The sequence below is a fragment of the Micromonospora sp. A200 genome, from assembly GCF_029893845.1.
Lineage (GTDB): Bacteria > Actinomycetota > Actinomycetes > Mycobacteriales > Micromonosporaceae > Micromonospora > Micromonospora purpureochromogenes.
This window is the reverse complement of the sequence record NZ_JARXXY010000017.1, coordinates 82,088-95,119: the sequence shown is the minus strand read 5'-3', so window position 1 is coordinate 95,119 and position 13,032 is coordinate 82,088. Positions and strand designations below refer to the sequence as shown.

Here is a 13,032-nt window from a genome sequence, read left to right as displayed (position 1 = left end):
GGTCGGCGGCTGCGCCGAACGGTCTGCGGGCTGCGCCGAGTGACCCAGGTCACTCCGACGAGCGGTAGGTCGGGCGGGCGCTCGCCGGGCCACCACCAGCTGTCGCCGGGCCACCACGAGCTGTCGCCGGGCCGTCAGGTCAGCTCGTGGTACCGGCCCCGGTAGTGCAGCAGCGGCATGGTCTTCTCGGTCAGGTCGACCGCCTCGATGGTGGCCTCCACCAGCAGGCCCCAGCCGTACTCGCGGGCGGTGTCGAGCCGGCAGCCGGCCCACCCGCCGGCGTCGCTGGGGACCGGGCCGTAGGGGGTGTCGAGCCACGATCCGGTGGCGAAGAGCCCACCCGGGGAGGGGAAGAGCCCGGCGAACCGGTCGGCGAGCTGCCGGTGCGGCGGCCCCAACGGCGTCACCGCGAACCGCCCGGCCTCCTCCACCGCCGCCCACAGGTCCGACTCCGCGTCGATCAGCCCGAGCAGCCGGTCCGGCTCACCCTCGGCGACCAGGGTGGACGAGACGGTCAGCCCCGCCGGTCCGGGCGCCGTCCAGAGGGTCACCGGCGCCGCCAGCCGACCCCGCAACCGGCGTACGGGCGAGCGCTGCCCGGCGGGCACCGCGAACGGATCAGTGTGGTGGATCTCGGCACCCGGCTCATGATTCACGTGAAACATTGTGCCGCCCCGGGCCCGCGCCCAGCCGAGGAAGCGCTCGTGCAGGTCGGTCGGACGGGCCTGCGGGTGGAGTCGGGCGAGCTGATCGGCGGCCTCGGCCATCAGCCCGCCCAGGTACACGAGCAGTGTCGTCCGGTCGTGCCGGTACTCGACCAGCAGGCCGAGTCGGGCCGGCTGACACGGCCAGTGCGCGCCGCAGGCCCGGCACCGCCAGAGCGGTCGCATCGGCAGATGCGGCGCCCGCCTGCTCACCGCCGGTCCCCCACGACGGTCGGCGCGGCGATGGCCGACGCGGTGGCGGTCCGCGCTGTGGCGGTCCGCGCGGTGGCGCTACGCCGCTTGCGTTCCGGCGTGTCGGCGGCCGGAGACGAATGCCGCAACGAGCGATATGACTGAGAGGCATCTTTATGACTCAGAGGCATCACGCTCAGGGTCGTGTCCGCCTTCCCGGCGCGACACGCCCGGGCGGTGGTCACCACCGTCCGCCGTTCGCCCGCCAGTTCTGCGCCGGGGTCAGCCAGCCTGCGCGGCCCGGTCGCGGCAGGGCCACCGTCGGCGCGGTCGCCCACGCCGGCGGCTGGTTCGGCCGGCCCACCGACCCCTGCGGCGCGGTCGCGCCCGGCACGCCGGTCGCCGGTGCCACCTTCTTCCTCCGGTACGGCCACAGCGCGGCGTTCCTGCGGCGGATGAATTCGAACATCGCTGACTTCCTCCCGGTCTCGGGGGTCGCCCCGGTCGGGGGATTGACCGGGGCGACCCGACGCAGGACCGGCCGCCGGGTCGACGCCTCCACCGGCCGGGCCGCGTGTTCTCCACCCTGGACGGCGGGCCGGTCGCAGGGGAGGATGCCAGGGCTTACTACGCAGCGGGGTCACGTACTTACCGGAGAGGTAAGGATGAACGTCGAGATGTGGGTCAGGGCGTTGAAGGCCGCCCGAGCGGGTGCCGAGGTGTCCCAGGAGGGGCTGGCCGCCACGATCAAGTGGAGTCCGTCGACCGTGGCGGCGATCGAGACCGGCCGCCGCCGGCCGACCATGGAGTTCGCCGTCGCCGCCGACCAGGCCCTCGGCACCGGCGGCCTCCTCGCCGAACTACTCAAGGCGGCCGACCAGGAGCGGGGGCCGTCCTGGTTCGCGCCCTGGCGAGGCTACGAACAGCAGGCCACTCGACTGCGTGCTTTCGAAGCCTGCCTGGTGCCCGGCCTGCTCCAAACCGAGAAGTATGCGCACGCGGTCATCTCGGCCGGTGGGCTGCACGCGCCAGCGATGGTGGACGAGTTGGTGGCGGTGCGAATGGAGCGGCAGCAACTGCTGCACCGCGACGAGCCACCGCACTGCGTCTTTTTGCTCGATGAGTCGGCGCTACACCGTCCGGTTGGTGGGCCTGCCGTGCTCGACGAGCAACTCGGTCGACTCCTGGGTGTGGCCGACCTGCCGTTCCTCCGGCTGCACGTTATTCCGCTGAGCGTCGGGGAGCACGTCGGGCTCGGCGGTGGGTTCGTGCTTGCTGAGCTGCCGGACGGCGACAGGGCCCTCTACCTGGAGAATGCCGCTCGGGGACACGTCATGGACGACCCTGAAATGATCGGCTTGATCGATCGCAAGTGGGATAGCCTGCTCGGCGAAGCACTGTCCACAGGCGCCTCGCTGGATCTGATCCGGAAGCTGAAGGTGACGCCATGACGATGATCAAGCCGCACTGGCGCACCTCCAGCCGATCGACGGACTCCGGCGGCAACTGCGTCGAGGTGGCGGACAATCTGCCTGGCGTGGTGCTGGTGAGGGACAGCAAGGACCGCTCCGGCCCGACCCTCACCTTCGCTCCCGGCGCCTGGCGGTCATTCGTCGCGCAGACGCCGTCCGCTCCGCCGACCGACCGAGGTCCGGCCCTGCCCGCATGATCCGCCGGGCCCGACCTCTGCCGGGCCCGACCTCTTCCCGGGCCGGACGAGGCAGGGCGCTCTGCAGGCCCTTTCGAGCTGATGTCGTGAACGAATCAAACCCGTCGGGCCCGGAGCCTGAGTCGTTGACGACATCAGCTCGAAAGGATCCCCGACCACCGTCCGCCGTCGGGCTCGCGAACCGCGCGGCCGACCCGGGACCGGTGATCACCGACACGGTGGCGCGGTCGCGCGGGGCCAGCGGGTCTGGCCGGCGCCGTGGTCGGTGCGTACTCGTTCGCAGGGCCGCGATCTTGTCGGAATCGGGGCCCTCGCCCGGACGTCCTATCGTGCCGGGCATGGCCTTCGTGACGCCGCCGCAGCTCGCACAGTCCCGTTCCGTCGGTGCCGACTCGGTCCTCCGGGGCGAGGTCGACCTCCGCGCCTACCCGTTCCGGCACCTGGCCGTCTCCGCCCGGCCCGGGTTCATGGGCAACAGCGTCACCCAGCTCATGGAGGCCGTCGAGCACCTGTCGAACTACGGCTGGGAGCTGGTCAACGTCGCCTCGGTCACCGGCAGCCACTTCCTCTACGCCTTCATGCGCCGGGTCTGACCCGCGTTCGATCCACGCGGTGTCCGTCAGGTCGGACACCGCGACATGCCGCAACCGGCGGCCCGGCCGAGGCGGGGTGGCTCAGGTCGTACCCCCGTCGGCCGGATCGTCGGCGGCGAGCGAGCGGCGGGCGGCGGCCAGCACCTCCGGGTCCGCGCAGCCGGCGGCGTAGCCGGCGATCCGGCGGCGGATGTCCCGGGTGAGCAGCCAGCCGCCGACGCGGTCGGCGACCGGCCGCAGGAACGCCGGCCGGCAGCGGAAGCTGTACCGCCAGGTGGCGACGGTGTGGCCGGGCTCCGCAGCGGGCGCGAACCGCCAGCCGCCGGCGAACATCTCGAAGAACCACGGACCGCGCACCATCTTCATGCCGACGTTCGTCGGTGGCGCGAACGAGACGTACTCGCTGACCATGACCAGGCCGTGCCGGGAACGGGTGAAGGTCCGCACCCCCTTGCCGGGGCGGGTCGCCCCGTCGGTGAAGTGCTGCTCCCGAACGAACGGGTCCCACCGGTAGCGCACCGGCGCGGTGGTCTGCGACACCGCGAAGGCCAACTCGGGCGGGACCGGGACGGTCGCCACCGCCTCGACGACCGGCATCAGCGGCGCGGGGTGACGGTGGCCAGCAGCTCCGGCATCCGCCGGTCCAGCACGTCCCCGGCCAGGTACGAGCCGAGCAGCGCCGCCCCCAGCCCGTACGCCGCCCCGAGCGGCAGGGCCAGCCAGAGCCAGGCGTCCCCGAGCAGCGCCGCGGCCACCACCATCGGTACCGCGGCGGCCGCCGAGGCGACCATGGACAGCAGGGTGAGGAAACTCTTCGCCACCCCCGCCCCGGTGTTCATCGCGAACGGGTTGCTCGTCTCCGGCAGCGAGTACGCCCCGAGCACCGACACGAACCCGTTGATCGCCAACCCGGCCCCGTACGCGGCGAGCAGCGCCCCGCCGGCCACCCCGATCCAGCCGGGCTCGCCCACCACCAGCGCGATCACCACCGACACCACGCCCAGCATCGGCACCACGTACACCGAGAAGGCCGCCATCCGGGCGCGCAGCTCCAGCCGACCGGGCACCCCGGCCACCACGTTCGCCGCGTACGCGCTGCCGTCGAAGCCGAACTGGTTGGCCAGGGTGACCGAGGCGAGCACCCCGACGAAGAGCATCGACAGGCTGAGCAGGACCGGCGACGAGTTGCCGGCGGTGAGGTCCGGGCCGTCCTCGGCGGCGAACTGCGGACCGCCGAGGTTCACCATCACCGGCACGAAGACCCCGACCACCGCGACGGTGATCAGGTTGGCCCGGCGCCGGGCGTCCCGCCACCAGTAGCGCGCCTCCCGGGCGACCAGCGCGTCGAACCGGTCCCGGCGCGTCCAGGCCAGCGCCCGGGGGAAGAGTTGCGCGACGGCCCCGCCCGCCGGCCCGCGCCGGCCCTTGGCCGGAGCGGCGCTGGCCGCGCCGACCATCGCCGACTCCAGCGACCGCGACCACCACAGCAGCAGCAGGCCGATGGTCACCGCCGTGATCAGCAACTTCACCGGTACGGCCCAGGCCCGCCCCTCGGCCACGTCCACGCCGACCGTCCAGGGCGCGCCGAACGGGGTCCAGCCCACCACCTCGGCCACCCCGGCCAGCCGGTCCCAGTCGGCGTCCTGCACCGCCGCCAGCACCGCGATCTGCAACGGCCCGAGCAGGGCGGCGACCACCGCCAGCAGCACGGCGGCCAGGTCGCGTACCCGGCGGGACCGCAGCATGGTGGCGAACGCGCTGGTCACCGCGCGGCTGGCGGCGACGCAGAGCAGCAGCCCCGCGACCACCCCGACGGCCGCGACCAGCCCGGCCGCCCAGCCGCCCAGCGCGGCGGCGGTGACCACCAGCCCGGAGACGGCGAGCAGCACCGCGAGCACCGGAACGCTGACCAGCGCCGCCGCGAACAGCCCGGCGACCAGGGTGCGGCGGGGCAGCGGCAGCAGCGCGAACCGGGCCGGGTCCAGGGTCTCGTCCACGCCGAAGAAGACCAGTGGCAGCAGCAGCCAGCCGAGCACCAGCAGCCCACCACCGAACGCGGCGGTCATCAGCGCGTACCGCGGCTCGTCGGCGAAGCCCGGCGCGGCCAGCGCCAGGAAACCGCCGGCGGCGAACCAGAGGCCGACCAGGACGCCGATCACGAACATCGCGAGCCGCCAGCCCTGGCCCCGGAAGTTGTTGCCCATCACCCGCAGCTTGAGCCGGACGAAGTGCCGGGCGGAGACCCGCCGGACCGGTTCGGCCGGGACGGTCACCGCGACAGCCACGACAGTTCCTCACCGGTCGCGGTGCGGCCACCGACCACCTCGACGAAGACCTCCTCCAGGGACCGGTCCCCGCGCACCTCGTCCAGGGTGCCGACCCGCTTGATGGTGCCCTCGGCGAGGATCGCCACGTGCGAGCAGAGCCGCTCGACGACCTCCATGACGTGGCTGGAGAAGACCACCGTGCCGCCGCCGGAGACGTACCGCTGCAGGATGTCGCGGATCAGCGCGGCGGAGACCGGGTCGACCGCCTCGAACGGCTCGTCCAGCACCAGGACCCGGGGGCCGTGCAGCAGCGCACAGGCCAGGCCGATCTTCTTCTTCATGCCGGCCGAGTAGTCGACCACCAGGGTCCGGCCGGCGTCGGTCAGCGCCAGCACGTCCAGCAGTTCGGCGGCCCGCTGGTCGACCACCGCCGGGTCCATCCCGCGCAACAGACCGTGGTACGCCAGCAGCTCCGCCCCGGTGAGCCGGTCGAAGAGCCGTACGCCGTCCGGCATCACGCCGAGCAGCCGCTTCGCGCCCACCGGGTCGGCCCACACGTCGTGCCCGAGCACCCAGGCCCGGCCGTGGTCGGGCCGCAGCAGCCCGACCGCCATCGACAGCGTGGTGGTCTTGCCGGCGCCGTTCGGGCCGAGCAGCCCGTAGAAGGAGCCGGCCGGGACGGCCAGGTCGACGCCCGCCACCGCGACCTTGCCGTCGAACTGCTTCGCCAGGCCGCGCAGCGCGAGCGCGGGGTGCCCACCAGTCATGCGTCCGACCGTATCCGGGCCGGACCAGACGAAGCTCCGGCCGCAGGATGATCCCGCGTCCTCCCCGGGACGTACCCGCCCCTAGCCCACACCACCGCCACGGACGGGGTCACAGCCGTAGCGCCTCGGGGGCGTGCAGGCGGAGCATGGTGGCCCCGACGTCGGCCGGGGCCCGCCGGCGGGTCGCCATCGAGACGGCGACCATCACCGTGAAGGCGAGCGGCACCGTCCAGGCGGCCGGCTGCGCGATGAGCGTGGCCGGCCAGCCGGACAGCGGTGGCCCGAGCACGGTGACCAGGACCGCCGCCACGGCCGCCCCGCCGCCGACCAGCACCCCGGCCGCCGCGCCCAGATCGGTCAGCCCACGCCACCAGATGCCGAGCACCAGCAGCGGACAGAAGCTGGAGGCGGCGACCGCGAAGGCCAGCCCGACCACCTGGGAGACGTCCAGCCCGGAGACGTTGAGCGCGAGCACCGCCGGCACCCCGCCGGCGATCACCGTGGCCAGCCGGAAGCCGCGTACCGAGCCGCGCCCGAGCACGTCGGTGGAGATCACCCCGGCGACGCTGGTGAGCAGCCCCGACGAGGTGGAGAGGAAGGCCGCGAACGCGCCCGCCGCGACCAGCGCGGCGAGCAGCCGGCCGGTGGTCCCGTCGCCGAGCGCGGCCCCGGGCAGCAGCACCACCACCGCGTCGGTCTGCCCGGTGACCAGCAGTTGCGGGGTGTAGATCCGGCCGAGCACGCCGTAGATGGTGGGCAGCAGGTAGAAGACGCCGACCAGGGCGAGCACCACCAGCGTGGTGCGCCGGGCGGCCGCGCCGTCGGGGTTGGTGTAGAAGCGGACCAGCACGTGCGGCAACCCCATGGTGCCGAGGAACGTGGCCAGGATCAGCGAGTACGTGGCGAAGAGGCCGCGATCGTCGTCCCCGGCGGTGTCCGGCAGCAGCCAGTCGGCCGCGTCGGTGGCCACTCCGGACACCTCCGGCACCGGGTCGCCGGCGGCGAAGTCGAGGCGGTCGCCGGGGCGTACCTGGAGGATCGTGCCGTCGGCGAAGGTGAGCTCCGCGCGGTGCTCGACCACGACGGTGGTCGCGGTCCGGAACGCCGGCCCGTCGGGCGGGGTCACCGCGGGCCGGGCGTCGGCCTGCCACTGCAACGCCAGGAAGATCGCCGGTACGGCCAGCGCGGTCAGCTTCAACCAGTACTGGAAGGCCTGGACGAAGGTGATCGCCCGCATCCCGCCGAACGCCACGTTCGTGGTCACCACGACGGCGACCAGCAACGCCCCCACCGGGTACGGCGAGCCGGCGACGGTGGCCAGGGTCAGCCCGGCGCCCTGCAACTGCGGCACCAGGTAGAGCCAGCCGATGAAGATCACGAAAGCGGTGGCCAGGGTGCGCAACCGGCGCGAGCCGAGCCGCAGCTCGCAGAAGTCGGGCAGGGTGAACGCGCCGGAGCGGCGCAGCGGGGCGGCAACGAAGAGCAGCAGGGCGAGGTAGCCGGCGGCGAAGCCGACCGGGTACCAGAGCACGTCCACGCCGTACTTGAGGATCAGCCCGGCCACGCCGAGGAAGCTGGCGGCCGACAGGTATTCCCCGCCGATCGCGGCGGCGTTCCAGGTCGGACTCACCGCGCGGGAGGCGACCAGGAAGTCGGAGGTGGTGCGGGCCAGCCGCAGCCCGTAGAAGCCGATGCCGAGGGTGACCAGGGTGACCGCCACGATGGCCGGGACGACGTAGCCGTTGCCCATCTCAGCGCTCCGGCCGCTGGACCAGGTCGGTGAAGTCCTGCTCGTTGCGTTCGGCCAGCCGCACGTACGCCCAGCCCACCACGATCAGGAACGGGAACGAGGCGAGCCCGAGCAGCAGCCAGGGCAGGTTGACGCCGAAGACGGTGACCCGCCCGACGGCCGGCGCGATCGCGAACAGCCAGGGCAGGCCGCCGAGCCCGATCAGCACGACCAGGCTCATCCGCAGCGCGAGCGCCAGCTGCGCCCGGACCAGACCCCGGACCAGCGCCTCGCCGACCCGGGTCTGCTGGGCGAGTTCGACGCGGGTGCGTTCGGCCCGGCTGTCCCGGCGGGACACCTCTGCCAGCACGATGCGCGCCCGCCCGGGTGGCTGTGGCGCCCGGGGGGCCGGTACCGGATCGTGGGCAGCGGTCACCTGGGCAGTCTCGCCTGCTCAGCGCGGATGTCAAGGGTGTCCACCGGGGTTGTGGAAAACCTGTGGAGAACGCTTCACCCCTGTGGACAACTCATGGAGTTGAACATTAATACGGCATTAAGTCCCCGCGCGTTCACCCCTTGTGTTGTGGCGAGGTATGTCCTTGCCGGTATTGACCGCGCCCCCTACGCTGGGGCAGCAATTCCCTGTTTCCTCTTCATCCACGGGGTTTCTATGCGCAAATTCCGCACTCTGCTCGGCGCGACTCTCGCCGGGGCATGTGCACTGGCCGTGGTGCCGGGTACGGCATCCGCGGCTCCCGCCGCCGCGCCTCAGCAGGTGACGGCGGCTCTCGCCGACACCACCGGGGCCTACTACGAGGTCTCCCCGGCCCGTCTGATGGACACCCGCGCGGGCCTCGGAGCGCCGAAGGCGAAGATCGGCCCGCTGGCCAAGGTCGACCTCCAGGTCGCCGGCCGGGGTGGCGTACCGGCCGCCGGCGCCGGCGCCGTCGTGCTCAACGTGACGATCACCGGCCCGACGATGGACAGCTTCGTCACCGCCTACCCGGCGGGCGAGACCCGGCCCGACGCCTCGTCGGTCAACTTCGCCAAGGGCTGGCTGGGCTCCAACAACGTCACGGTGAAGCTCGGTACGGGCGGCAAGGTCTCCGTCTACAACCGCAACGGTTACACCGACGTGGTGGTCGACGTGGTCGGCTACTACGCCAAGGACAACTCGATGACCAACCGCAACGGTGGTCAGTACGAGTGGTACGAGCCCACCCGGCACTTCGACACCCGCACCGAGCCCGAGGGCAAGCCGGCGGCCGGCACCACCCTCGAGTACGCGCTGGACTTCGGGCCGGAGGCCAACCCGCACATGCGGACCCTGGTCACCAACCTCACCGCGGTGGCGCCGGCGAGTGCCGGCTTCCTCACCGCGTGGTCGGGTGCCACCGCCAAGCCGACCGCGTCCACGGTGAACTACGGCGCCGGCCGCAACGTGCCGAACACCGCGTTCATCCAGACCACCCCGTGCACCGGTGCCGAGCCGTTCGCCTGGTGCACCCCGGGCTCGCGGAAGTTCAAGATCTTCACCTCGGCCTCAGCGCACGTCCTGGTCGACGTGGTCGGCGCGGTCGACGACGGCTTCTCGGAGTGGGGCATGCGCTTCGCGCCGAAGAGCCCGACCCGGATCGTGGACACCCGCACCAACCTGGGCATCGTCGGTGCCATCCCCGCCGGGGGGACCCGTCGCGCCGTGGTGCCGGGCTACACCCCGGAGACCGGCGTGGCGGTCATGAACGTGACCGCGGTGAAGCCGACCAACAACACGGTCATCACTGTGTGGCCGGCCGACATCCCGGAGATCCCGAAGCCGGACACCAGCAACCTGAACCCGTACGCCAACCAGGTCGTCTCCAACGCGGTGCTGAGCATCGTCGAGCCGAACGGGGCGTACAAGGTGCACAACCTGAGCGGCAGCACCCACCTGGTGGCCGACATGGTGGGCACGTTCTACTACCCGGCCGCTCCGGCGGCCACGCTCTCCGGTGACGCCGGCAAGAGCCAGCCTCAGATCGTGGGCTCCTCCCACCGCTGAGCACCCGCACCATCGAGGGCGCCCCGGCCATGGCCGGGGCGCCCCTTCGCGTACGGGCGACCGGTCGGCGGTGCAGGGTGACCAGCACGTCCACCGATCGCTCGATGATGGAGGTGATGTGGCGCATCACCTTGCCGCCCCGCAATCGTCGCCCCTACGCTGACCCCGCCTCATTCCCCTCTCTCCCAGGGTGTCTCTTCATGCGCAGAATCCGCCCTCTGCTCGGCGTGATCGTCGCCGCAGCATGTGCGTCGGCGGTGGCACCAGCGGTCGCCCAGGCCGCGCCCACCGCGCCCTACACCGCCCTGGTCGTCCACGGCAGTGACCAGGACAGCTTCCTGGACTTCCACACGGGTGTCTGGGACAGCGGCAACGCCATCGTCACGCCCACCCTCCACTACGGGGACGCCTTCCAGCTCTCCGCCGACCCCACTGCCGAGGAGGGCACCAGCGAAATCAAGGTCTACGTCCAGCCGCCGGCGGGGCAGACCTGGCAGCAGGGGCGGACGTACGCCGCCGCACCGGACTTCTCCGGGGAACAGGCCCGGCTCGACGTGTCGGACCGGGGTGGCAGCTGCCTGGCGGACGGCACCCTGACCGTCCGGGAGGTGGTCCGTGACCCGGCAACCGGGAAGCTGACCACCTTCGCCGCCTCCTTCGACTACACCTGCCGGGGCCGCAGCGGCACCATCGACGGCGAGATCCGGTGGAACTCCAGCGTGGACTACAACGCCGCCGTGGCGAGCGGCCCGCTGGACTTCGGGCAGGTCGAGGTGGCCGGCGACGAGGTCGGCCGGACGGAGACCTTCACCTCGCAGGGGATCCGCCCGGTCACCTTCGGCACCGCGTCGCTCGGCGGGCACGACCCGGCACCGTACCGGATCACCGCCGACACCTGCTCGGGCCGGACCCTGCCGCCGGGCGAGACCTGCACGGTGACGGTGACCGCCGGCAGCACCAGGGTGGGCGGCCAGACCGCGAGCCTGGTCCTGCCGGACGACAGCAGCTTCGGCCGGCGCAGCGTGCGGTTGTACGCCGAGGGCTTCCGGGGCGCGGTCGGCACGTACTACCCGCTGGCCACGCCGCAGCGGCTGATGGACACCCGCACCGGCCTCGGCGGGCGGACCGGCCCGATCGGCCAGGGCGGTACGGTCGACCTCCAGGTCGCCGGCCGGGGCGGCGTCCCGGCCGCCGGCGCGGGCGCGGTGGTGCTGAACGTGACGGTGACCGGCCCGACCGCGAGCAGCTTCCTGACCGTCTACCCGGCCGACGTGAGCCGGCCGAACGCTTCGTCGATCAACTTCCCGGCGGGCTGGCTCGGCTCCAACAACGTCACGGTGAAGGTGGGGGCGAACGGCAACGTCAAGATCTACAACCGTAACGGCTCGACCCACGTGGTCGTCGACGTGGCGGGCTTCTACGCGGGGAGCAACGCCGTCCAGCCGACCCGGGGGATCGGAAGTCAGTACCAGCCGGTGCCCCCGGGACGGCTCTTCGACACCCGCACCGGCGGCGGTCCCATCCCCGCACGCGGGGTCGAGGAGGGCTTCGTCGACTTCGGTGAGGAGCTGAGCTGGCGGGTGCAGGGCCTGGTCCTGAACGTCACCGCGGTGGCGCCCGCGAAGTCCGGTTTCCTGACCGTCTGGTCCGGCGAGGGCAGTGTGCCGACCTCGTCGACGGTCAACTACGGCGCCGGCAAGGTGGTGCCGAACCTGGCCGTGGTCCGGACGAAGTGGTGCACCGACTGCGGGCCGGACTACCCGGTGCCCTCGTTCGCGGTGTTCACCTCGCAGAACGCCAACGTGGTGGTCGACCTGGTCGGTGTGATGGACGACGGCAACGCCCCCGACGGGCTGCGCTTCACTCCGGTGGCGCCGACCCGGATCGTGGACAGCCGTACCGGGCTGGGCACGTCGGGGGCGCTGGGCCCGAAGGTGACGCGTACCGTTACCGTTACCACCCCGCCGGAGCTGGTCGGGGAGGCGACGCGGGCGTTGGCGACCAACGTGACGGCGGTGTCGCCCACCCAACCCACGGTGATCACCGTCTGGCCTGCCGGACAGGCGAAGCCGACCGCCAGCAACCTGAACCCGGCGGCGGGGCAGATCGTCTCCAACGCCGTCTTCACCGGCCTCGACCCGTCCGCCGCGTTCAACGTGCACAACCATGCCGGCAGCACCCACCTGGTCACCGACGTGGTGGGCTCGTTCTGGCTCTACCCGGCCACTGCGAGCGAGCCGACGGGGTCGCTCGCCGCCACCCCGCGATTCGCGATCGCCGGATCGGGCACGCGGTAGCCGACACCGCAGGGCGTCCCGCTGCCGGCACGGGACGCCCTGCGGGTTTCGCGTGCCGGACCCGCCGAACGGCATGGGCCGGTGCGGGGCGACCCGTACCGGCCCGGTCGGTCACCCCAGGCCCACGCGTTCCGGGCGGGCGGTGGCGGAGCCGAGCCAGGTGTGCGGGTTGCCGTACCAGCACCAGCCCAGCTTCGGCGCGCCCTGGCTGATCCAGAGCGCCGGCACCCGCTTGTCCCCGCAGCGCGAACCGACCAGCGAGAAGCACCGGTTGCTGGCCAGCGCGGCGGGGAAGTGGGTGATGAAGGCGATCCCCTCGTCGATGGTGAGCGGCAGCCGGTCCTGGGCGGTCATGCCCTCCATCGCGGCGGCCGGGGCCAGGTTGCGGAACTCCTCGCCGCGGTCGACGTCGAAGAGCAGGTACGCCGGCCCGGCGGGCGCCTCCAGTTCCTTGATCGGGTCGAACCGGGGCAGGTCGTCTTGGGGGAAGTTCCGGTCGAGGAAGCCGGGCTTGCGCTTACCGGCCAGCGTGGTGAGCACCAGCCGGTCGGGCACCGGGACCAGGTCGCGGGTGGTCACCAGCAGGAACGGCACCCGAGCCTCGGTCGGGGCGGGCAGCCCGGCCGCGCCGCTGACCGCGGCGTCCCGCAGCGGGGTGACCAGGTCGCGGAACGCGGTTTCGGTGCGCCCGGCGAGCTCCGGGTAGCCCAGGCGGATCAGCCCGTCGAGCTGGCGGTCGAACTCAATGGCGGGGTCGAACATTGGCACGGTTG

General features: G+C 72.6%; 13 protein-coding genes. 5 read left to right on the top strand and 8 right to left on the bottom strand.

Going from position 1 to position 13,032, the window contains the following annotated elements:
• Positions 1-134 precede the first annotated feature (134 nt).
• Both M2302_RS18190 and M2302_RS18185 read right to left on the bottom strand, forming a co-directional pair.
• Positions 135-890 (bottom strand): flavin reductase family protein, encoded by a 756-nt coding sequence (locus M2302_RS18190; protein WP_280839061.1) that lies wholly within the window; start codon positions 888-890, stop codon positions 135-137.
• Positions 891-1,137: 247 nt separating this feature from the next.
• Entirely contained in the window at positions 1,138-1,365 is a 228-nt protein-coding gene (locus M2302_RS18185; RefSeq protein ID WP_280839060.1) for a hypothetical protein, read from the bottom strand.
• A 196-nt stretch (positions 1,366-1,561) separates the two neighbouring features.
• On the opposite strand from M2302_RS18185, the gene M2302_RS18180 reads away from it, so the two are divergent.
• The 3 genes from M2302_RS18180 (at position 1,562) to M2302_RS18170 (ending at position 3,158) form a co-directional block, all read left to right on the top strand.
• Positions 1,562-2,347, top strand: a complete 786-nt coding sequence (locus M2302_RS18180; RefSeq protein ID WP_280839059.1) for a helix-turn-helix transcriptional regulator — start codon at positions 1,562-1,564, stop codon at positions 2,345-2,347.
• The gene (locus tag M2302_RS18175; RefSeq protein WP_280839058.1) at positions 2,344-2,565 is read left to right on the top strand and encodes a DUF397 domain-containing protein; all 222 of its coding nucleotides are present in this window, start codon (positions 2,344-2,346) and stop codon (positions 2,563-2,565) included. The genes M2302_RS18180 and M2302_RS18175 overlap by 4 nt, the downstream gene beginning before the upstream one ends.
• Before the next feature lie 338 nt (positions 2,566-2,903).
• Positions 2,904-3,158, top strand: coding sequence for a hypothetical protein (locus tag M2302_RS18170; RefSeq protein WP_280839057.1), 255 nt, complete (start codon positions 2,904-2,906; stop codon positions 3,156-3,158).
• 81 nt (positions 3,159-3,239) lie between these two features.
• On the opposite strand, the gene M2302_RS18165 is transcribed toward M2302_RS18170, so the two are convergent.
• The 5 genes from M2302_RS18165 to M2302_RS18145 form a co-directional block, all read right to left on the bottom strand.
• Positions 3,240-3,755, bottom strand: coding sequence for an SRPBCC family protein (locus tag M2302_RS18165; protein ID WP_280839056.1), 516 nt, complete (start codon positions 3,753-3,755; stop codon positions 3,240-3,242).
• Positions 3,755-5,443 (bottom strand): ABC transporter permease, encoded by a 1,689-nt coding sequence (locus M2302_RS18160; RefSeq protein ID WP_280839055.1) that lies wholly within the window; start codon positions 5,441-5,443, stop codon positions 3,755-3,757. Before M2302_RS18160 ends, M2302_RS18165 begins: the two co-directional genes overlap by 1 nt.
• Entirely contained in the window at positions 5,428-6,192 is a 765-nt protein-coding gene (locus M2302_RS18155) for an ABC transporter ATP-binding protein (protein WP_210773851.1), read from the bottom strand. Before M2302_RS18155 ends, M2302_RS18160 begins: the two co-directional genes overlap by 16 nt.
• A gap of 109 nt (positions 6,193-6,301) precedes the next feature.
• Complete coding sequence (locus M2302_RS18150) at positions 6,302-7,942, bottom strand: cation acetate symporter (protein WP_280839054.1); 1,641 nt, start codon at positions 7,940-7,942, stop codon at positions 6,302-6,304.
• A 1-nt stretch (position 7,943) separates the two neighbouring features.
• Entirely contained in the window at positions 7,944-8,357 is a 414-nt protein-coding gene (locus M2302_RS18145; RefSeq protein WP_280839053.1) for a hypothetical protein, read from the bottom strand.
• Between the two features lie 234 nt (positions 8,358-8,591).
• Between M2302_RS18145 and M2302_RS18140 the strand changes: the two genes are divergently transcribed.
• Together M2302_RS18140 and M2302_RS18135 are read left to right on the top strand one after the other, a co-directional pair.
• Positions 8,592-9,962, top strand: a complete 1,371-nt coding sequence (locus M2302_RS18140) for a hypothetical protein (protein ID WP_280839052.1) — start codon at positions 8,592-8,594, stop codon at positions 9,960-9,962.
• Between the two features lie 200 nt (positions 9,963-10,162).
• A complete protein-coding gene (locus M2302_RS18135; protein ID WP_280839051.1) occupies positions 10,163-12,259 on the top strand; it encodes a hypothetical protein in 2,097 nt (698 codons plus the stop codon).
• A 111-nt stretch (positions 12,260-12,370) separates the two neighbouring features.
• Here M2302_RS18135 and M2302_RS18130 read toward each other — a convergent pair whose 3' ends face one another.
• Positions 12,371-13,021: a DUF5701 family protein gene (locus M2302_RS18130; RefSeq protein ID WP_280839116.1), complete on the bottom strand. Its 651-nt coding sequence runs from the start codon at positions 13,019-13,021 to the stop codon at positions 12,371-12,373.
• Positions 13,022-13,032: the final 11 nt, after the last annotated feature.

Bases quoted from the DNA above. Each gene is read 5' to 3' on its own strand.
- M2302_RS18155 (WP_210773851.1), bottom strand. From the start codon at position 6,192: ATGACTGGTGGGCACCCCGCGCTCGCGCTGCGCGGCCTGGCGAAGCAG.
- M2302_RS18130 (WP_280839116.1), bottom strand. From the start codon at position 13,021: ATGTTCGACCCCGCCATTGAGTTCGACCGCCAGCTCGACGGGCTGATC.
- M2302_RS18150 (WP_280839054.1), bottom strand. From the start codon at position 7,942: ATGGGCAACGGCTACGTCGTCCCGGCCATCGTGGCGGTCACCCTGGTC.
- M2302_RS18140 (WP_280839052.1), top strand. From the start codon at position 8,592: ATGCGCAAATTCCGCACTCTGCTCGGCGCGACTCTCGCCGGGGCATGT.
- M2302_RS18180 (WP_280839059.1), top strand. From the start codon at position 1,562: ATGAACGTCGAGATGTGGGTCAGGGCGTTGAAGGCCGCCCGAGCGGGT.
- M2302_RS18135 (WP_280839051.1), top strand. From the start codon at position 10,163: ATGCGCAGAATCCGCCCTCTGCTCGGCGTGATCGTCGCCGCAGCATGT.
- M2302_RS18170 (WP_280839057.1), top strand. From the start codon at position 2,904: ATGGCCTTCGTGACGCCGCCGCAGCTCGCACAGTCCCGTTCCGTCGGT.
- M2302_RS18175 (WP_280839058.1), top strand. From the start codon at position 2,344: ATGACGATGATCAAGCCGCACTGGCGCACCTCCAGCCGATCGACGGAC.
- M2302_RS18190 (WP_280839061.1), bottom strand. From the start codon at position 890: ATGCGACCGCTCTGGCGGTGCCGGGCCTGCGGCGCGCACTGGCCGTGT.
- M2302_RS18165 (WP_280839056.1), bottom strand. From the start codon at position 3,755: ATGCCGGTCGTCGAGGCGGTGGCGACCGTCCCGGTCCCGCCCGAGTTG.
- M2302_RS18185 (WP_280839060.1), bottom strand. From the start codon at position 1,365: ATGTTCGAATTCATCCGCCGCAGGAACGCCGCGCTGTGGCCGTACCGG.